At 71.5% G+C, this 18,492-nt stretch carries 20 protein-coding genes; 9 read left to right on the top strand and 11 right to left on the bottom strand.

The genetic code is table 11. The features are described 5' to 3' along the window. Positions 1-126 precede the first annotated feature (126 nt). From ABZ128_RS03745 to ABZ128_RS03710, 8 genes are all read left to right on the top strand, one after another. Positions 127-405, top strand: a complete 279-nt coding sequence (locus ABZ128_RS03745) for a hypothetical protein (protein ID WP_356845848.1) — start codon at positions 127-129, stop codon at positions 403-405. Continuing rightward, positions 405-596, top strand: a complete 192-nt coding sequence (locus ABZ128_RS03740; RefSeq protein ID WP_136222873.1) for a hypothetical protein — start codon at positions 405-407, stop codon at positions 594-596. Before ABZ128_RS03745 ends, ABZ128_RS03740 begins: the two co-directional genes overlap by 1 nt. A 451-nt stretch (positions 597-1,047) precedes the next feature. After that, positions 1,048-1,377 (top strand): plasmid mobilization relaxosome protein MobC, encoded by a 330-nt coding sequence (mobC, locus tag ABZ128_RS03735; RefSeq protein WP_356845847.1) that lies wholly within the window; start codon positions 1,048-1,050, stop codon positions 1,375-1,377. Positions 1,378-1,391: 14 nt separating this feature from the next. Next, the gene (locus ABZ128_RS03730) at positions 1,392-3,104 is read left to right on the top strand and encodes a mobilization protein (protein WP_356845846.1); all 1,713 of its coding nucleotides are present in this window, start codon (positions 1,392-1,394) and stop codon (positions 3,102-3,104) included. A 291-nt stretch (positions 3,105-3,395) separates the two neighbouring features. Beyond that, the gene (locus ABZ128_RS03725) at positions 3,396-4,121 is read left to right on the top strand and encodes a class I SAM-dependent methyltransferase (RefSeq protein ID WP_356845845.1); all 726 of its coding nucleotides are present in this window, start codon (positions 3,396-3,398) and stop codon (positions 4,119-4,121) included. Between the two features lie 427 nt (positions 4,122-4,548). Then, positions 4,549-4,845 carry a hypothetical protein gene (locus tag ABZ128_RS03720; protein WP_356845844.1) on the top strand — a complete coding sequence of 99 codons (297 nt, stop codon included), beginning with the start codon at positions 4,549-4,551 and terminating at the stop codon, positions 4,843-4,845. A 96-nt stretch (positions 4,846-4,941) separates the two neighbouring features. Further along, a complete protein-coding gene (locus ABZ128_RS03715) occupies positions 4,942-5,616 on the top strand; it encodes a hypothetical protein (protein WP_356845843.1) in 675 nt (224 codons plus the stop codon). A 37-nt stretch (positions 5,617-5,653) separates the two neighbouring features. Next, on the top strand, positions 5,654-6,013 hold the full coding sequence (locus tag ABZ128_RS03710; RefSeq protein ID WP_356845842.1) for a hypothetical protein: 360 nt from the start codon (positions 5,654-5,656) through the stop codon (positions 6,011-6,013). 186 nt (positions 6,014-6,199) lie between these two features. Here ABZ128_RS03710 and ABZ128_RS03705 read toward each other — a convergent pair whose 3' ends face one another. The 3 genes from ABZ128_RS03705 to ABZ128_RS03695 all read right to left on the bottom strand — a co-directional run bounded on the left by ABZ128_RS03705 (position 6,200) and on the right by ABZ128_RS03695 (position 7,817). Further along, on the bottom strand, positions 6,200-6,904 hold the full coding sequence (locus ABZ128_RS03705) for a DUF317 domain-containing protein (protein ID WP_356845841.1): 705 nt from the start codon (positions 6,902-6,904) through the stop codon (positions 6,200-6,202). Positions 6,905-6,994: 90 nt separating this feature from the next. Beyond that, positions 6,995-7,321 carry a hypothetical protein gene (locus tag ABZ128_RS03700; protein ID WP_356845840.1) on the bottom strand — a complete coding sequence of 109 codons (327 nt, stop codon included), beginning with the start codon at positions 7,319-7,321 and terminating at the stop codon, positions 6,995-6,997. A gap of 136 nt (positions 7,322-7,457) precedes the next feature. After that, positions 7,458-7,817 (bottom strand): DUF317 domain-containing protein, encoded by a 360-nt coding sequence (locus ABZ128_RS03695; RefSeq protein WP_356845839.1) that lies wholly within the window; start codon positions 7,815-7,817, stop codon positions 7,458-7,460. Between the two features lie 183 nt (positions 7,818-8,000). Here ABZ128_RS03695 and ABZ128_RS03690 point away from each other — a divergent pair, with 183 nt between their 5' ends. Beyond that, a complete protein-coding gene (locus ABZ128_RS03690) occupies positions 8,001-9,191 on the top strand; it encodes a hypothetical protein (protein ID WP_356845838.1) in 1,191 nt (396 codons plus the stop codon). Positions 9,192-9,357: 166 nt separating this feature from the next. On the opposite strand, the gene ABZ128_RS03685 is transcribed toward ABZ128_RS03690, so the two are convergent. The 8 genes from ABZ128_RS03685 to ABZ128_RS03650 form a co-directional block, all read right to left on the bottom strand. After that, entirely contained in the window at positions 9,358-10,410 is a 1,053-nt protein-coding gene (locus ABZ128_RS03685) for a SpaA isopeptide-forming pilin-related protein (protein WP_356845837.1), read from the bottom strand. 76 nt (positions 10,411-10,486) lie between these two features. Beyond that, positions 10,487-12,175, bottom strand: a complete 1,689-nt coding sequence (locus tag ABZ128_RS03680) for a SpaA isopeptide-forming pilin-related protein (protein ID WP_356845836.1) — start codon at positions 12,173-12,175, stop codon at positions 10,487-10,489. 105 nt (positions 12,176-12,280) lie between these two features. After that, entirely contained in the window at positions 12,281-12,754 is a 474-nt protein-coding gene (locus tag ABZ128_RS03675) for a hypothetical protein (RefSeq protein WP_356845835.1), read from the bottom strand. A gap of 19 nt (positions 12,755-12,773) precedes the next feature. Then, on the bottom strand, positions 12,774-13,622 hold the full coding sequence (locus ABZ128_RS03670) for a DUF317 domain-containing protein (protein WP_356845834.1): 849 nt from the start codon (positions 13,620-13,622) through the stop codon (positions 12,774-12,776). 28 nt (positions 13,623-13,650) lie between these two features. After that, the gene (locus tag ABZ128_RS03665) at positions 13,651-14,859 is read right to left on the bottom strand and encodes a hypothetical protein (protein WP_356845833.1); all 1,209 of its coding nucleotides are present in this window, start codon (positions 14,857-14,859) and stop codon (positions 13,651-13,653) included. A gap of 37 nt (positions 14,860-14,896) precedes the next feature. Continuing rightward, a complete protein-coding gene (locus ABZ128_RS03660) occupies positions 14,897-16,156 on the bottom strand; it encodes an MFS transporter (RefSeq protein ID WP_356845832.1) in 1,260 nt (419 codons plus the stop codon). An 82-nt stretch (positions 16,157-16,238) separates the two neighbouring features. Continuing rightward, the gene (locus tag ABZ128_RS03655) at positions 16,239-17,534 is read right to left on the bottom strand and encodes an MFS transporter (RefSeq protein ID WP_356845831.1); all 1,296 of its coding nucleotides are present in this window, start codon (positions 17,532-17,534) and stop codon (positions 16,239-16,241) included. Between the two features lie 97 nt (positions 17,535-17,631). Beyond that, positions 17,632-18,489, bottom strand: a complete 858-nt coding sequence (locus ABZ128_RS03650; protein ID WP_356845830.1) for a helix-turn-helix domain-containing protein — start codon at positions 18,487-18,489, stop codon at positions 17,632-17,634. Between the last annotated feature and the right edge of the window lie 3 nt (positions 18,490-18,492).

Raw genomic sequence — 18,492 nt, 5'->3', positions numbered from 1 at the left:
ACGACCGCCGGACCCCAGGACCTCCCGAAAACCCGGACCGAACCCAACCCGGACCGCACCGACACCCCCACCGGACCGCCCCGACCCGGACCGAAACCCGGACCGAATCGGACGAGGACCGGACCGGTGCGCCCCGGGACCATCCGGGCACGGGTGCACACCGGACGGTCGGACCGCCGGACCGGACCGCGTCGCCTGTCCGAGGCCGAGGTCGTCGAGCTGGTCCTCCCGGACGTCCCCGCAGTCCTGGCGGCCGAGGGGAACGTGCAGATCACCAGGGCGCAGCTGCGGGGCATCATGCGCGCCCGTGGAATCCCGCTCGGCAATGAGCACATCGGTCCTGTCCTGACCGCGCTTCGGGCCGCCACCGCCTCCACCAAATCCTCCGAAGGAGCCACCCGCTGATGAAGACGTGCGAGCGATTCACCGACCTGAAGGCCGGATACGAACGCGACATCACGTTCCTGCGCAACCACGCCGCCCGTCACGCGGGCAGCACCGCCTCCAAGTCGAGCACGCGGCACGCCCTGGCGGTGAAGCAGAACATGGCCAAGGCGCTGACCCGCCATTTCACGCGCTGCCCCCTGTGCGGGTGAGTTGCACCCCTGCCCGTACGGCGGCCCGGACCAGCCCCCGGGCCGCCGCCCTGTTCCCGCACCTCGCCTCCCGGAAGGAGCCGAATCCCCCGTGTCCTCAGCCGAGAACCCACCCGAAGCAGAGCAGATCCAGCCCGTCGGACGGACCGAGCACCCCAGACGTGACCACCCTTCGCCGGACAACAACTCGCTCCCAGAAGGAGCAAGTTATCCCTTTGGACACTCCACCATCGGCGGAGTGTCCAAAGGGTTCCCTGCCCCTGGGGGGCAGGGCCTCGTCCGGCGCCGGGGGACGCCTGACGAGGAGGCAGCGACCGAGGGCGGATCGCAGCCGGGAGGGAACCAACAGCCCACGCACGAAGCCGCGTCAGCCTCCGCTGCACCCGCAGCCGCCCGTACGCGCCGCCGTACGTACAAGCGCCGTCAGCGCCCCAACGTGTGCAGCGTCCGCATGAGCGACGACGAGCTCGCGCTCGTCGCGACCGCCGCCAAGACAGCCGGCGTCACCCTCGCCGGCTTCTTCGCCCGAGCCGCCCTCAACGCCTCCCGCGATCCACAGACCAGCGCCGCAGCCATCGCGGGCCGCCGCGAGATGGTCGCCGAGCTGTTCGCCGCCCGTCGGCACCTCGGACAGATCGGCAACAACCTCAACCAGCTGGCCCGCGCGATCAACTCCGGCGCCCAGCCGACCGACGCCCAGCTCGACGCCGTGCTCGACGCGGTCCAGCGGGCCTCCGCCCGCGTCCAGGGCGCCACCGACCAGCTCCTCGAACACACCTAGGACTCCACACCACCATGGTCCCGAAGATCCACAAGCGTGGGCAGCGCACCATCGGCCTCCTGTACTACTTGTACGGGCCGGGCAAGGCCGAGGAGCACGTCGACCCCCACCTGGTGGCCTCCTGGGACCACGGCGCCCCCGACCCCGGCCGCGACCCGGAGGTCACGTACAAGCAGCTCCAGCAGCTCCTCGACCAGCCCCTGGCCCTGCTCGCCGAAGACGAGCGGCCCGCGAAGCACGTGTGGCACCTGTCGGTGCGCAACGGTCCCACCGACCGAACCCTGTCCGACGAGGAATGGGGCGACGTCGCCCGCCGCATGGTCGCCGCCGCCGGCATCGACGACCCCGACCACGGCTCCGGTTGCCGCTGGGTCGCCGTACGGCACGCGGACGACCACGTCCACATCCTCGCCACCCTCGTGCGTGAGGACGGCAACCGCCCGGAACTCGACTTCGACGCAGTCCGCGTCCAGGCCGAGGCCCGCCGCCTGGAAGAGGAACTGGGACTGCGCCGCCTCAACCCCGGTGACGGCACCGCCGCCAAGCGGCCCACCAGCGCCGAACGCCACAAGGCCGCACGCCAGGGCCGCGAGCGCACCGCCCGAGAGGAACTGCGCGAGACCGTCCGACGGGCCGTAGCCGGCGCCGAGAGCGAGAAGGAGTTCTTCGACCGCCTGGGCGCCGCCGGCGTTCTGGTGCACACGCGCGTCGCACCGTCCGGTGACCTCCTGGGGTACACGGTCGCGCTGCCCGGAGACGTCAACGCCCAAGGAGAACCGGTCTTCTACCCGGGCTCGAAGTTGGGCCCGGACTTGTCCCTGCCGCGGATCCGAGAGCGCTGGTCCGGCCACCGGACCAGCAGCCGGGCCGCTGAACAGACGGTGCCGTCCGGGGCCGCATCGGCGCGGCGCCGGGCGAGCACGGCGCTGTGGCAGGCGGTGCTCGTCATGGACGGGGCGGACGACGGGGTGGCCGCGGCGTACATCGCGGCTGCGGGCGAGGTCCTGGACGCGCTCGCGAAGACGTCCGCCGCCCACACCCGGCGCGAACTACGAGAAGCCGCCTTCGCGTTCGAGCGGGCCTCCCGCTCCCACGTGCGGGCCGAGCGCGGGCACGACCGGGCCCTTCGCCAGGCTGCCCGTGACCTCGTCTATAGCGGACCTGCGCTCGGGCGGGGGGAGGACGGGGCGACGACCGCGATGGTGATCGACGCCGTGTTCTTCCTGGTGACCGTGGCCGCGCACTGGCACGAAAAGAAGGCACACGCTCAGCAGGCCGCCGCCGCCCAGCTGGCCGCCGAGCACCTGCGCACGGCATACCGGGCCGCCGCCGCGCAGCCGATGGGCGTGCTGGCCGTGCGGGGCCGGTCGCTGGCTCCTCCGGTGCTGCGCCGCCAGGTCCTCCGGGTACGGGAGGCGCTGCCGTCGGCGTTGGCGGAGCAGGTCCTGGCGGAGGCCGGGTGGGCGGCGCTGGCGGCGACCCTGGCTGATGCCGAGGCAGCCGGGTACGACGCCACCGTCCTGCTGGCCGATGCGGCTGGCCGCCGGGAGCTGGCGAGCGCCGAGTCGGTGTCCGACGTGCTGGTGTGGCGGCTGCGCCGCGCTGCGAACCTGCTGGCCGACGCTCAGGCGGCGCCCCTGCCCGACAGCAGCTCCGTCCCGTCGGACCCGGCCGGACGGAAGGCCGGGAACCCGGCCGCGAAGGGCACTCAGCGCCGCAGGAGGTGACCGGGCTGTCCCGTCCTGTTTCACATTCCATCCCGCCACGCCGCTGACCAGGGGTAGGTAATTCACGGTGACCTTCCATGGCTCGCCGCGTCCCGGGCTCTGTTGTCGCTGGCGGGCGTCGGGAGGTGATCGTCCCGTTCTTCGTTGTCGGTGAGTGTGTTTTCGAACCGCGCCTTCCGCCGCATCAGGTGGCTGTGGTGGAAGAGTGAGGGGATGGAGCCCTCACCGCCTGGCTTGTTCGCTTCGACGGTGCCGTACTACGCGAGGTTTCGGCCTGCGTATGACATTCGGTTGTTCTCCCTGCTCAGTGCGCGCTTTTCGCTGGACGGGACTCAGCGGGTGCTGGACTTGGGGGCCGGCAGTGGAGCACTGACGTTGCCACTCTCCGCGCTGGTCCGCGAGGTGGTCGCGGTTGATCCCGAGCCGGAGATGATCTCCGAGGGACGCCGGCTTGCGGCCGAGGCGGGGGTCAGCGGTATCGACTGGCGGCTCGGGGACTCCAGCACGTTGCTCGCGCTGAACGTGGGGCCGGTACTGCTGACAGTCATGGGCGCGTCGTTCCACTGGACTGACCGCGAACGGCTGTTGCACGACCTGGACACCTTGATCGAACCCAGCGGAGCAGTAGTGCTCGCCACCTGCGGAGCGCGGCACGAAGACCTCAAACTCCCGCCCTGGCTGCCTGTGGTCGAGGAGGTCCGCAACCGCTATCTGGGCCCGAACCGCCGTCCTGACTCCGCCCTGGGCGCCTATCCAGACGTGCGGCACGAGGAGGTTCTGCTCCGCTCACCGTTCTCCCGGATCGAGGCGATTCACTGGGATCGCTTGGTCAGCCGGACCGTGGACGATGTCGTCGGGCTCCAGCTTTCTTTCAGCTTCACCAGCCCGGCCGCGCTCGCCTCCGATCGCCCCGCCTTCGAACGTGATCTCCGCAAAGCGCTGATCGCCACCCGGCCGCAGGGCGGGCTGTTCGAGGAGCATGTCCGAACGGATGTGGTCATCGCTTCCCGCTCGTAGCCCCAGAGCATCGGAGCGAGCGACAAGATGCTGCGGGACCTCGAGCCCGCCCGTACCGACGAGCGGCAACATGCCCTGGGACGAACTGCGGACCGCGCAAGGTCGCGTGGGAAAGAGGTAAGAAACGGTCGGACGGGACAGAAGGCCGGGAACCTGGCCGCGAAGGACACTCAGGGTCGCAGGAGGTGACCGGGCTTTCAGGAATTCGTGAGTTGCCGCAGGTGGGGGCGGTGGGGCACGCTTCATGACCCGCCGCCGTATGCGGGGAGCCAACTCTGGGAGGGGAGCCCAAGTGTTCGGTCGCAGGAAGGCGAAGCAGGAACATGGGGAGATGGGGCCGGCGGGTGTCCCGTGGCTGGCGTACCCGGAGCCGCAGTGGCCCGAGCCGACTAAGCCGGCGCCCGAACCTGCTCCGTCCGCTGTGGTAGTGGACAACTTCCTGCCGCCGGACTTCCGGATGGACACGGACGACGAGCTGGCCGGCCGGTTCATGCCGTGGCGGCGCCCCCTGGTCGTCGACGGTGAGGTCCGCGCCTGCCCGCAGTGCGAGGCGTACCGGGACTGGGTCATCCTGTGCACCCAGAGCCGGATCTGGCTGCGCTGCCGGGCCGGCCACGAGACCCTGGAGCCGCGCCTGGACGTGGCCTGGTACAACCGCAACAGCGGCCCGAGCAACGGCAAGTTCGGCACCCTCGAGGAGGGCCTGCGCTCCCTCGACCACTGATGCGGCACCGCACCCCTGGACCCTCTGCATTCCCGCCCTGCCGCTCGGAGGAGGCAGCCACGGTCAGCCCACCCGCATCCGACCCAGGGAACCCGTATGCGCCTGCGCCATTCCGCCATCCTCACCAGCACCTGCCTCGCCCTCTGGGCCCTGACCGGCTGTTCCGCCCAGCCCTCCGGCAGTGCGCCCGCCAAGGCACTGGCGGAGACGCCCGTACCTACCGCCGGCGACCACGAAGTGCTGCCGTCAGCGCGGCTGGCGGACAGGCTGCTCACCGCCGCCGATCTCGGCCCCGGCTACACCGCCCGCCCCGCCGCAACCACGACTTCGCCCGAGGCGTCCGTCGAGGGCTGCCCGCAGCTGGAGCAGCTGGGCAGCACCGCAGACAACCCGTACGCGATGTTCCCGAACCAGGCCAAGCGGGTATTCACCGGCCCCGGCGGCACCCAGCTGACCGAGGAGCTGTACTCCGCCCCGCCCAAGGACCTGTCCGCGGGCGTCGGCCGGATCATGACCGCGATGGGCGCCTGCCCGTCGTACCAGCTGGTCACCGCCACCACCGTGGCGGAGGTCCGCACCCAGACGGTGCCGGTGCCCCATCTCGGTGACGAGCAGTGGGGGCAGGTCCTCACCGTCACCGCCGGCGGGCGACGCACCGTCGTCCAGCAGACCGTAATTCGTGACCGGGCCGTCCTCCTGGTCGTCTCCGGAAGCCCAGCGGAAGTCACCGTCTACGGGCAGACTGCCCTATTCAAGGCAACAGCCCGCTGAGCCCCTTGTCCCCGCCCGCTCCTATCAGGGAGGTTCCGTGACCGAGTTCGTGTCCGCCGAAGCCCTCACCGGTCTCGCCGCAGCCGACGGCCCGCAGGTGCGGCTCATGCTGGCCCTCGCTGCCCTCGGAGCAGACCGGACGCAGATCCTTGGCGCCAGGTCCACCGAGCGCCGCGATGAAATCGCACTTCCGGAGAGCGAGCGAGTCATTGCGACGTTCGCCGAGCTGCAGTCCTTGCTCGGCGCAGCCAACGCCCAGGCGGTGCGCCGCTCCGGTATCCGTGCCCGTGCTGCACATCTCACGGAAAGCCTGACCGCAGATGGGGTGCTCCCGGCTGTGCACTGGTACAAGCCTGGCGACCAGCCGCCCGGAGGTACCAGGGGTCACGGCCGCTGACCGGTGGCCAAAGGCGACCGTCTCCGCCTGGCACCCCGCCCGACTCGCGCACAACGGCGAGTCCGGGCGGGGCTGTCGGTCGTGGCAGGCAACGCGACGGTCTGCCGGAGCCGCACATCGACCGATGACCGTGTCGTGAGACAAAAGGCCGACGGCCGAACCCAAGGGGGTCCGGCCGTCGGCGTATCAGATTGTCGGTTGCACGGTGAGCTGGCCCTCACTGATCTCCGGCAGAGTATGGCGCAGTACCGGTGCGGGTGAGGACAGAGAGGCGGCGAAGGCTGCAACCAGATCATGTGGCGTACTCGCGGAGAACATGGCGGCCCACATGAGCCCGGCGCCCATCCTCGGTTCGCACCAAGCCTGCCATCCCGCCGCTTCCGCCTCGGGATCAAGGACGAGCGGGTCGCCGTCTTGGATGCCCTCATCTGGCAAGGCAGTCAAGACCATGCTGGCGGCCAGCCGCGGGTCAGACATGGCACTGGGGGTGTCGATGTCGCAGACCCATCCACCCCCTGCCAGCGCGTCGAGGACCACCTGCGGTCCGGCGTAGCCGTGGGCGGGATCCGGGCGGTCCTCCACGGCGAGCAGGAAGTCGGTGACGGCTTCCGGCGGGGTGCCGGCAGAGAAGTAGGCATTCCACTGGGGAAGACCGGCGGGGGTGGCGCGGGCAGAGACCGTCCAGGCCACCGGCTGATCACCCAGGAGGATGGGCTCGTCGGCCAGCACCCACTGCGCCCAGCGCAGTGCGTCCGGAGCGACGTGCAGGACGGTGCTGCGAAGAACCTGCCGGGCACCGTCGGGCTCGTCGGGCTCACGTCGGCCGCGGACGAGGGTGAGGCTGTTCCAGCCTGCGGCGGTGAGGTGGGAGCCGACCTGGTCGGCAAGCACGCCGTCGTCGCCGGCGAGGTGGCGAGGGGTGACCCAGTACGCGGGGAAGGAAGAAGAGTTATGGGACGGGGGCAGGGGTGCTCCTTGTCGTCAGGGGGTGTCGTGGCTCGTCTCATCGTCGGCGACGGCGCGGAGCCGCCGACCGCGGGAAGGTGGCTCAACCGGGGGCATCCACGTGAGCGCCTCGGCAACCGGCCTGGGCAGGTTGCCGTACTGCACCGCCGCCGCGTCCTCCGCGAGATAGACGATCGGTCGCCCGTCCACGTCCGCGCTCACGATCACAGCGCCCATCTTGTGGGCCATGGCGAAGAAGGGGTTGATCGCGAGCCGGACACGGGCGGTGGGGTCCGCCGCGGACAGCTGCTTCATCAGGTCGGCGACGGTCATCTCGGTGCCGGTCTCGGGCTGGGGGGCCACGGTTCTCCTCAAGGTTGGAAAGCGCTGCGTTGGATGTGGAAGTGCACCGCCGGGTCTGCGAGAACGGACCCCGGGAGGAAGGGCGAGCCGCTGGAAGGCAGGAGGCGATGGTCTTAGTCGCAAGTCGGCGGGCCCACTACATCCGGCGAGCGGTGGCGAGCACCTCGGAAACGGTAGCGGCCACGAGCCGTGCCGGTGTTTGCGGGTCGAAGACGACGCGGTAGCCGGGAACCTTCGCGGTACCAGTGACGGCCAGGACCCAGCCCTCGCCCTCGGCTCCGGGCCGGCCGTCGGGAAACCAGCCGAGATAGAGCCGGCCATCGGCCGAGGAGATATGGGTGTCAGCCCGGTCGTCGACGATCAGGGTGAAGTCGCCGTTCGCCTCGGGGAAGCAATCGATGACCTCCGTCGGCTGGCCAGGCCCCAGAAGCCAACTATGCAGTCGCAACCTTTCGATAGTGGTGCGGAACCCAGCACTCGACAAGTCCACGGTCACAAGCATCACCTCTCTGACCTGCGGAAACCCAGAACCTGGGGGAGGTCGTCTAGGTTGACATTCACTGCGAGGTTGCACCAGCCCTTGCGGGGTCTTTCCTGTCTGCCATCGGCGAACTGTCGTCACCGCTGCGAGAGCAACAGCGCCGTCGGGTCTGTCAGATGGCCGTCTTACGCTTCGTCTATGAGTTCGGTACGCGCCCGGGTGTGGCGCTTCACGGTAGAGAAGGGGGCGTCGGGCGCGGAGGCCGTCGACGCTGTCGAGATCGGCCAAGGCCCACTGCCTGTCTCGTTGGCAGCCCTGGTCAACATCAACGCCCTCGCCTGCGACCTCCGCAAGAACGTTGACCAGCGTGTACGCGACCATGAGATCAGCCTGCTGCTGAGCTACATAGGTGGAAGCACCCACGGTTCGCAACCGCTCGGTGTCGACTGCGCAGCTCTCGATTCCAGCTCCGGCCACATCAAGCGCTTCGTCAGCGAGTGCACCGGCCTCGGGGTGATGACCGCAGCCAGCGAGTCCCTCTTCAACTGGGCTCCCGGAACTGACGACCTCAGCAGCTTCGACGTCCTGCCCGCGAAACTCGCCGGGATCTACGCCAAGACAGGTGTGCGACCGGACCTGCTGTACGACCTGGCCGCCGGTCCGCTCGCCGGGGAGGCACGGGGCCGCCGCCGCAACCACAAGAAGATGTTCCCAGCCGGCAAGGGCACGCCGGAGCAGCGAGCCCGCCTGGAAAGGCTCGCCCAGTGGTCCGTCGACCACGACGACCACGCCTACTTCATGAGCTGGGTCTGGCTCGGAGCAGGCGGCGTCTACGTTGACATCTTCCTGCCTGATGGCTCTCCCGCCGCAGACAGCCTCAAAACGGGGTGGATCGACACGCCGGGCAGCGCGCTCCCTTGGAAGTTCCACATACCGAGGCCCGTTCCGCGTCGTCGGCCGGAAGTCGTGAACCCGGAAGACTTGCGTGTGGCCATGGCCCACACGGTCGAGACCGACCATGCGGTAGCAACCAGTCCCCCCGAAGGGCAGGTCCGGCAGGCGCTCAGCCGGGCCGAGCCGTTGGTCGAGGCAGCGATGGACCGGTCCTTCGGCCGCGAGGAGGAGACGCTCGGCACAGTTTCCGATGTCCCCGTCCGCGGCCGGTGGATCCGCAGCGACGCTGTCGGCCAAGCGCGCCACGAAGTACTGCTCGGCATCTTGGGAGAGCGGGTGCCCGTAGACCACCGAGCCCAGCGCAACCGGTGGTCCTCTCAAACATCCGATCGACTCGACCTGTTTCTGGAAGGCCGCTTGCTCACCGTCGTGCATCCGGTGGGGAGCCCTCGCCCCAGCTGGGACCGGATCCGAACGGAACTCCTCGGTGGCTGACCCGAGGTAGGGATAAGCGTCCGCGAGGGCCGCCCCTACCCGGTTATGCCCCTGCGATCCGCCCCTGCCCAGCGGATTCCGCAACAGCATGAGGCGCCGCTTTGCGGTTCAGGACGCAGCAGGCCCCGGGAACCTGTCGGGTTCCCGGGGCCGGTGGGTGGTGAGGTCAGTTGTCGTCGGTGCGCCGGTGCTGTCCGGTACCGGCTTCTGCTTCGGCGTCGCGGTTCTTGCGTCGACGAGCGGCGTAGACGGCGCCGCCTCCTGCTGCTAGGAGAAGCCCGCCGATCGCCAGGAGCCATCCGTTGGTGCTGTCGGCGCCGGTGTGGGCGAGGGAGCCTTCGGGCGTGGCGTCAGGTGCGGTGGAGGTGGCGGTGCCGATGTCCGGGCTGCTGGAGGAGGATGCGGTCGGGGTGGGCTCCCCGGTGCCGGTTGAGGACGAGGCGGTCGGCGTGGGCGGGGCAGTGGGGTCGCCGGTGGGCTTGGCCGTCGGCTTGCCGGTCGGGTCCTCGGTGGGCTTGGCCGTGGCCGTGTTGGTCAGGGCCGCGGTGGTCTCGGCGCCCGGCTTGGCCGTGATCTCCACCGGGGTGGTATCCAGCCGGTAGCCATCCGGAGCCTTGTTCTCGGTGGCGGTGTAGGTGCTGCCGGTCTTCTTGCCGACGGGGAGCGGGGCCTTGGCGATGCCGTCGGCGCCGGTGGTGAGCGTGAAGGCGCCCTTGTCGTCCTTGGCGTCCTTCGGGGCGATGTTGACGATGGCTCCGGCCAGGCCCTTGCCGGTGGCCTTGTCGGTGACCTTGAGGGTGAGGCCGGCGGACTTGTACGGGTCTGTGATGGCAAGGACCTTGGGCTCGCCGGGCGCCACGACGACGTCCTGGTCGGGGACCGTGCCCAGCAGGGGGCTGCCGGACGCGGTCTCCTTGAGGCGTACGACGCCGGGGGCGAGGTCGGAGAAGGCCAGGGTGCCGTCGGCGCCGGTCTTGCCCTCGGCGAGCGTCTTGCCTGCGGAGTCGAGCAGTTGGAAGGCGGCTCCGGGGGCGGGCTGGCCTTCGGGGTCCGTCTTGACGATGCGCAGTCCGGCCTTGTCCACCGGCACGGGGTCGCCCTGGCCCTTGGGGGCTTCGGCGGACGGGGAGGGGGCTGCGGTGGCGGTGGTGGCCGGGCCTGTCAGGACGGCGGTGGCGGTCAGGGCGAGCGCGGTGAAGAGGAGGGGGTGGTGCTTCATGAGGATGCTCCGGGCGGGATCGGGCGGTGCGGGACGGTGTGGCGCGGGCTCCGAAGTCGGGCCCGGCGGCGCGGGGTCAGCTGGGGGCGTCGCCCGTACGGCGGCGGCGGTTGATCAGGTAGAGCCCGCCGCCTGCCGCGATCAGGGCGGTGGCTCCGCCGGCGAGCCAGGTGGTGGCGTCGGCGCCGGTGTGGGCGAGGGATCCGGGCGGCGTCGTGGGCGGGGTGGTGGCCGGGGGTGTCGCGGGGGGGGTGCTCGGGCTCGGCGGTGTAGTCGAGGTGGGCTTGTCGGCGAGGGTGACAGTGACGTCGGCGCCGGGCCGGGCGGTGAACGCCACCGGAGTGGTGTCGAGTTGGTAGCCGTCGGGGGCCTTGGTCTCGCCGGCCCAGTAGCGGGTGCCCGTCCTGAGCGTGACGTCGAGGGGGATTGTCGTGGTGCCGTCGGTCCCGGTGGTGAGGCTGGTGATCACCTTGCCGGGGGTGTGCTTGCCGGTCTTGTCCGTCTCGTCGGCGCGGATGGCGATGACCGCGCCCGGCAGGGTCTTGCCGGTGTTCTTGTCGGTCTTCTTCACCGACAGGTGGGCCTTCTTGAACGGGTCGACGAGGTCGAGGGGGTTGGCCTGGGCGGTGCGTCCGGCGGTGATGGTGATGGTCTGTTCGGGGATCAGGTCGTGGATGGGGCTGCCGGAGGAGGTCTCGCGCAGCCGGTAGGTGCCGGCGGGGAGCTTGTCGAAGACGAGGTTGCCCTGTTCGTCGGTCTTGCCCGCGGCGATCTGCTTGCCGTCGGAGTCCAGGAGCTGGAACGCGGCGCCGACCAGGCGGGTGCCTTCGGGGTCCTTCTTGCGGATCGTCACGCCGCCGGTGGCCTCGCTGACGGTGATGGCGGCGGAGTCGTTGACGCTGTTGGTGCCCCCCGCGAGCAGCATCCGCTGGGCGGCCGGGTTCTTGGGTGTGAGGACCTGCAGTCCGACGGCGGGCAGTCCCTCGGCCGTCGCGGTGACGCTGGCGGTCCCGGGCTTCTCAGCGGTGAACTCCCAGGCGCCCGTGCCGTTGTCGTCGGTGGTGACCTTGCCGGAGGCAGTGCCGGAGCCTGACTCGGTGAGCGTGACGGCGACCTTCGGGACCGGCGTGCCGGCGGTGGTGGTGACCTTGACCGCGACGGTGACCTTCGTACCCGTGGTGGTGGTCTTCACCGACGGCGTGATCTGGAGGGCGTAGGGGCCGGCGAACTTCTTGGCCTCGGCGACGTAGCCCTGGGCGAGGGTGCGGGCGGTCGGGGAGACGACCGGGTAGGCCAGGCGCTGCTTGCCTCGGTCGCCGTCGAGGGCGTAGGTGCCGCCGGCCAGGTAGTCGTACACCACGGCGTCGACCGCGGCGGCCTGGGCGTTATTGCGGGTCTGCCCGTACTTGCCGATCACGTAGGCGGCCTGTGCCAGGTTCTCCTTGGTGACGGGCTTCCCGGTCACCGACGACGTCCAGGACGGGACCGGCTGCGGGTCGCCGTAGCCTCCGGCGTCGGCAGGGCCCTTGCGCTCGGGGTCGGCGCAGTAGGTCTCGGTGTCTCCGTGGACGGCGGGGCCGAGCGGGCCGTAGGCGCCGATGTGGCTGGAGGCCACGTGCCCGTCGGAGTCCGGGATGGTGTAGCCGGGGCCCAGTACCGCGGGGACGTCCGGGGCGGCCACGGCCTGCGCGGGCAGCAGGGTGCCCGCGGCCAGGGCTGCGACGGCAACGGCCAGGTGAGCGGGGCGGGCGAGGCGAAGGCTCATATGTGGGAAGAGGTCCTGTCGGTGAAGAAGGGAATGAGGCTGCCGACGCTGGTGCGTCGGCGGATGCTGCGGGCCGGCGGCGGCAGCCGGGTGGAAGGGGTCCGCCTACCGAGCACGGGACGGGGAGGTCCGTGCCTGCGGCACCGGAGCCGTGAGAGGCGGACTGGTGCGTACCGGCGGGGCGCCGGGGATCCACAGGCGTACGTACTGGTCGATCGCGGCTCGCAGCCGGGTGACGCCGATGCCGGCCCAGGGCGGGTGCTCGCTGTGGTGCCAGTCATTGAACGTGCCGTACCCGCCTTCGCCGGGCCTGCGGCCCAAGCGCCGGTCTCGGACGTCGAAGGCACCGTGGTCGGCGAAGCGCAGCACGGCGGTGTCGATCGGGCCCTTGTCGAGGTGCACGACCTGCAGGCGCAGCCCGTCGTAGCGCCCGGCGTAGATCGTGGGGGCGAAGTCGATGCGCAGCCGCAGCGGGAGGTCCGGCACGGGGGCGGCGTAGTAGGCGTCGCCGACGACGGCGGCCTCGGGGTACGGCAGCGTGAGGTGGTCGGCGAACAGCTGCTCGGTGAACAGGGCCACAGGCTTCCTCGTTGGTCGGTCAGCGCCGTGCGGCGGGGCGTGCGGGCAGGGCGGCCGAGGGGGTGGTGGCCGTGCTCCAGCGCGGAATGCTGCCGATCGGGACGGGCGGGCGGACTCCGAGGCGGGGGCGCAGGTCGCGGGGGGTGGGCACCGGCGGGCGGGGCGGTACGACGGGGGTGAGCTGGGCGCGGGCGGCGAGCTCGGGGTGGAGGCTCTCGCGCCAGCGGGCCGCGGGAGTCGGATCGGTGAAGGCCGCCGCCGTGGCGGCGATGAGGTGGGAGGGCGTACGGGGGCTGAAGGTGATCTCCGCGCGGGTGCCCCAGCCCGGAGGGCCGGCCCACAGCTGCGTCCCGTCTTCCAGGTCGCGGCGCGAGCGGTTGGTGGAGATTCCCGCGTTGCCGTCGGGGGCGGCCAGCTCCACGTTGCCGAGCTCGGCGCCCGTGCGCTTCCAGCCAGCCGCGACCAGCGGTGCCACGCTGTCGGCCCAGTACGGCGACGGGGCCGTGAGGAAGCGGTCCTGGCCGTCGTCCCAGTCCTGGGCGAGCTCGGTGGTCAGGGCAGCGACGAGCTCGGGCGGGGTGTTCTGGTTGACGATCGCGGTCCACTGGGGTCCGGAGACAGCGTCCGGCGCGGCGCTGATGGTCCACAGGTCGTAGTCGTCTCCGGCCCAGCCGATCCGGATGCGGTGGTCCGGGCTGGTCACGACGAGCTGGTGCGGGCCTTCGTCGAGGTGGTGGTGGGGCCAGTGCGCGACGGGTGTGAAGCCGGTATCGCCGTGGCCGGGTGATCCGGCGAGGTATCGGGGTGTGACGTGAACATCGCCGTCGACGGGAGTGCTGGCGGTGGGTCGGGGGGCGGGTGAAGGCAAGGGCGTCTCCTGGCGGAAGAGATGGCGGTCAGCGGGCAGCGAGGGCAGCAGTGGCGGCGAGGCCCCGGCGGGGAGCGATCGCGGAGGGCAATACGACGTCGGGCCTGCGGATGGCGGCCAGGTCGGCGAGGACCTCGCGCTTGGCCTGGGCGCGCAGGGCCGGGGTGAACACGTCCTCCTCGAGCCTGCCGTCCGCGGTGGCGTACGGGCGGAGCCGGGCCAGGATGCGGGCGGCGGCGGCCGGGTGCTCGGCGACGAGACGGTCGAGGGTTTCGTCCAGAGCCTGGCTTCGCAGGTCGTGGTCGGGAGCGGCGCGGCGCCGTTCGGTGACTGTCCCCGCGTACTGGTGGACCAAGCGGGTGTGTTCGGCCCGGCGCTGCCAGATGGCGACTAGGAACCGGCGCGCGTTGAGGATCTTGAAGGCGTCCTGCTCGGGCAGGCCGGAGAAATCCCTGGGCAGGGCACCCAAGGCGGAGGGGCTGGAGGCGCGAGCCACCGGCACGGTCAGGCTGACCAGTTCTTCCAGTGCCGTGTTCCAGCGCCGCTGCAGCAGCGGGTGGCGCAGCGCGGGATCGCGGTTGTTCTGGTCGCGGGCGTCGTCGGCGACTGTGCTGCGGACGGCCACAACTCCCTTGGCCAGCAGGTGCTCGACGCCCGGCGTGATGGGGGCGGTGAGGTGACCGTCGGCCCAGCCCTCCTCGATGGTGTCGAAGATGTCCTTGGCGAGCGGGCGAGCGGGCAGGCCCGCGGCGACGTGGGCCTGGGCGAGGAGTTGAGCGAAGCGGGCGGGGTAGGCGTGGGCGAGCCAGCCTCTGGCGGTGGTGACCGTGTCGGTGGACGGGGTCACCGCGGCGGCTTCGCGCGTACGGTCTTCGGCTCGGCGCAGGTCGGCGGTTTCCCGGTGGACCTGGTGGCGGGCGGTGCGTACCTGCCGCAGTTGTCGGGTGGTACGGGCGGCGCGGGGGTCTCGGCGGTAGGTCATCCGCTCGACGGCGACCTGCAGGTCGCCCTCGGCGAAGGTGAGCGCGTCGCGCAGGTCGTGGAGGCGGTCGGGAGCGTGGAGGAGGTCGTGCTGGGCGGGGCGGAGGTAGCTGGCGGCGTCGGCTATCGCGGCGGTCACCAGGTTGTCGAAGCGGTCCTGCAGGTAGTCGGAGAAGGCCGTGTCGTCGAGGTCGGCGACTTCGCGCAGGCGCAGGCGGCGGTGCTGGTGCTGGGGAGTGTCGGAGGTCGCGGTCATCGTGGTCCTTTTCGAGGGGGTTGGTGGCCCGGCGCGGTCAGACGGGGAGCGGGCGGCGGGTGGCCGGATGGGTGCGGAGTTTCGCGAAGGACACGGCAAGTCCTGCGGCCTGCAGGACGGCGCAGGCGGTGATGGCGTGGCCGAGCAGGTCGGGCGGGATGAGCGCGACCAGGGCTCCGGCAAGGGGGAACGGAGCGAGGAGCAGCAGGATGATCAGGCTGAGGGTGCTGCCGAACACCTCGGCGGGGACGAGGTGGGCGCGCAGGGTGCGCAGCACCACGGTCATGCCCGCCTCGCCGGCCATCAGCAGTGCCACCAGAACCAGGAAGGTGGTGTAGGTGTCGGCGGCGGCCAGTGCCAGGCAGGCCAGGGAGGCGAGTGCGGCAGCGGTGGCGCCGACCAGCCACAGACCGGCCCGGTCGATCGCGAACCGGGCGAGGGCGACCATGGCCAGGGAGGCGATGGCGGCGGCCGACCAGACGAGGCCGACCTGGCTGCTGGTGCCGCCGAGCTGCTGGATGACCAGGACGGGACCTGCGGCCTGCACGAGGCCGATCGCGGTGTTCGACAGCAGCAGCCCGACGCACAGCCAGCCCAGAGCGGGCAGCGAGCGCAGGGTCCGCCAGCCGATCTGGAGTCCCTGGGCGACAGGGACCGGGGCGTCCTGGGGCCAGACGGGGCGCTGGCGGGGGGCCAGGGCCGCGCCGAGCAGGGAGCACGCGGCGATGGTCAGGAGCATGCCGGTGGCACCGGTGTACTGCAGCAGGACACCGGCCAAGGCCGGGCCGGCCAGCGTGGCGCCCTGGTCGATGCCCAACAGGACGGCTTGGACGCGGTGGGCGTGGCCTCCGGCGTCCCGGCTGGCTGCGCCGCCCGCGGTCTCGGCGGCGATGTAGGAGAACTCCGTGAGTACGCCGGTCAACGCGGCGAGCAGCATGACCGTGGTGATGGCGGGGGTGCCACCGACGGCGGGGAGCACGACCGCGGCGGCCAGGACGACGAGCGCGCGCAGGACCGAGGCGATGCGCAGGATGCGGGTGCTGCCGAACCGGTCCACGGCGGCGCCGGCGAGGGCGAACGCGCCGAGGCGGGGAACCCATTCGAGCATGAAGGCGATGCCGGTCAGGGTGGCCGAGTCGGTGACGGCCAGGACCAGCAGCGGGATGCCGTACGTGCTCATCGCGAAGGCGCCGGCATCGGCGGTGCGCGGGACGTAGACGCCTCGTACGGGTCCGAAGGCGGGGACGCGGACGTGTCGGCCGGTGGGTGGCCGCAGGGCGGCGTGCTTGGGAGGCATCGTGTTTCCGGGGAGGGTGGGACGGATACGTTCAGGGGCCGGACCGTCGGGTGGTGACCGTCGGGCTGGGCGGCAACGGCCGTTAGCGGCTGGGGCCGTGAGCGGGCGCAGGGAATGCGTCGTGCGGGAGTGGGGCGTGCTGCCGGGAGCGGCGCGGGCGCCGGTGGCGGCCCATGCGACGGCCGGGGCCGAGCTTGGGGCGGGCGACGATCAGCACGGTCAGCGCGGTGGCGGCACCGGCCGCGGGCAGGGCGGCGAGGATCTGCGGGCTGTGCGAGAGGGCGCCGGCGAGTGCGGTGCCGGCGGCCTGTCCCGTGCCGACCGAGAGGATCAGCCAGGCGTATGCCTCGGTGGTGCGGGAGGCGGGGGCCAGGGCGTCCACCGTGTGGAAGCCGTTGGTGATGATCAAGGTGAGGAACAGGCCCGGTATCCCGGCGAGGGCGACCGCCGCTCGGGGGCCGGGATAAGTCAGCAGGGGCAGCCAGCCGAGAAGGAACAGGGCGCTGCTGGTGATCAGTTGGGTGGTCGTGGTGCCGGGCCAGGTCCTGCGGGCATAGATCAGGCCGCCCAGGAAGCTGCCGGTGGAGAACGCGGCGGGCAGTACCCCGGATAGCGTGGCCATCTGGTGTGTGGCGGCCATGTCCGCGGCCCAGACGTTCATCGCGCCGAGCGCGAACCCGGTCCCCGCCAGTGCGGTGAACAGCAGGACCAGGCCCGTGCTCATGAGGCGTCCGGTGCCCGAGGGCCCGTCTGCGGCTGGGCGCCAGTACCGCGAGGGGCCGGCGCTCAGGACGATGGACGATCCCGCGAGCCCGAGGGCCGCGGTGGCCCGCAGGGCGGTGTCGGGGTTGTGCGCGGTGGCCAGCAACGAGGCGAGCAGGGGGCCCACGATGTAGAGGAGCCCTTGGGAGCCGGTGTCGAGGGCCTGCACGACGCGGCGCCGCCCCGCATCGGGCAAGACCGTCCGCCACAAGGCACGAAGGCCGGCCTCAAGCGGCGGGGTGATCAGCCCCGCGAACCCCACGACCGCGGTCACGGCCGCCGGCTGTCCGTCTGCCCCGATCCACGGGAGTGCCACCAGGCAGGAGGAGTTGAGCAGGACGGCCGGAACGGAGACGCGGGTCTGCCCGTAGCGGTCCATCAGGCGGCCCTTGACCGGCTGCGAGAGCCCGGAGGCCAGCCCGTAGAGCGCGGCGAGGAGTCCGGCGAAGGCCAGCGACCCGCCGCCCGCGGTGATCCACAAGACCAGCGAGACGGGGACCATGCCGTTGGGCAGGCGCCCGATCAGGGTTCCCCCGAGCAGGCGGGCCACGTACCGGCTGCCCAGTACGGACCCGTACGTGGCAGGTGGAGCGGTTGCGGTCGAGCGAGCGGTCAACGGGCGGGGCTTTCCGTCAGGGCTCAGCGCCAGGGCGCCGGGAGCGAAGGGGATGCCGGCGGCGGGCGGCCGGAAGGTGGCAGGGAGCGGGTGGGGTTCATCGGCTCGGTCCGCTGGTGGCTGCGGAGAACAGCTCGCCAGGCCGCCAGGCGGTGACCGGGGCGGGGGCCAGCGGCTGACGCACGGCGACGGCCTGGCTGCTCTTTCGGGCTTGGTGAGCTGCCCACTGCCCGGAGCGGGCGGCAGCCGGAATGCGGGGTGCGCCCCACACGGGGTGGGTCTCGGCGTCCGGGACCGGGCGGGCGGTGGCCCACGCCGACAGGGCCCGGTAGATCGGGGCGAGAGCCTGGCCCGGGGCGGTCAGCTGCAGGGAGGCGACGTCATCGCGGGAGACGGAAACGATGCCGTCGTCGATGAGCCGCCGGATCGGCGAGTAGATCGCGCTGGGACTGTGGTCGGCCATCGCCTCGGCGGAGAGCGCGGCCATGGTCGTGGTCCCGCGGACCTTGAGGGTCCACAGCAGCACGGTGGCGTGCCGGTGGCCGATCACGGCGAGGGTGTCCTCGGCGTTCTGCGCGGCCGGGATCCGCTCCGGTTCGGCCTTCCCAGTCACGCGGTTGAGAACGAGGTTCTTCTCCAGGTGCGCGTCACCCCAGCCCGCCAGAGCGGTCAAGGACGGCATCAGCTCCCGGCCCCGGGCGGTCAGACCGTAGGTGACGTGCAGCCGGGTCTGGGCGGTGCGTTCGACGAGCCCGGCATCGGACAGCGCCCGCAGCCGGGGGTGAAGCTGGCCGTCACCGAGCCACGGCAGGTGCTCCTTGATCTTGGTGTAGCGCAGCGGGCCGGGCTGGGAGGCCAAGGTCATCAGCACCCACACGCTCCAGCGCGGCGCGATCATCTCCAGCGCCTCGGCAACGCGGGGCAGGTCGTTCGAGGGCAGGCGGGCAGCAGCCAAGGC

It is taken from the genome of Streptomyces sp. NPDC006326, assembly GCF_040612915.1.
In the GTDB taxonomy this organism is placed as follows: Bacteria; Actinomycetota; Actinomycetes; order Streptomycetales; family Streptomycetaceae; genus Streptomyces.
Note: the sequence above shows the minus strand (reverse complement) of the source record. Positions and strands in the feature narration are given on the sequence as shown.

Coding starts and splice junctions, on each gene's coding strand:
- ABZ128_RS03685 (WP_356845837.1), bottom strand. CDS start 10,410: ATGAAGCACCACCCCCTCCTCTTCACCGCGCTCGCCCTGACCGCCACC.
- ABZ128_RS03660 (WP_356845832.1), bottom strand. CDS start 16,156: ATGCCTCCCAAGCACGCCGCCCTGCGGCCACCCACCGGCCGACACGTC.
- ABZ128_RS03715 (WP_356845843.1), top strand. CDS start 4,942: ATGCGCCTGCGCCATTCCGCCATCCTCACCAGCACCTGCCTCGCCCTC.
- mobC (WP_356845847.1), top strand. CDS start 1,048: ATGAGCGACGACGAGCTCGCGCTCGTCGCGACCGCCGCCAAGACAGCC.
- ABZ128_RS03665 (WP_356845833.1), bottom strand. CDS start 14,859: ATGACCGCGACCTCCGACACTCCCCAGCACCAGCACCGCCGCCTGCGC.
- ABZ128_RS03740 (WP_136222873.1), top strand. CDS start 405: ATGAAGACGTGCGAGCGATTCACCGACCTGAAGGCCGGATACGAACGC.
- ABZ128_RS03680 (WP_356845836.1), bottom strand. CDS start 12,175: ATGAGCCTTCGCCTCGCCCGCCCCGCTCACCTGGCCGTTGCCGTCGCA.
- ABZ128_RS03730 (WP_356845846.1), top strand. CDS start 1,392: ATGGTCCCGAAGATCCACAAGCGTGGGCAGCGCACCATCGGCCTCCTG.
- ABZ128_RS03690 (WP_356845838.1), top strand. CDS start 8,001: ATGAGTTCGGTACGCGCCCGGGTGTGGCGCTTCACGGTAGAGAAGGGG.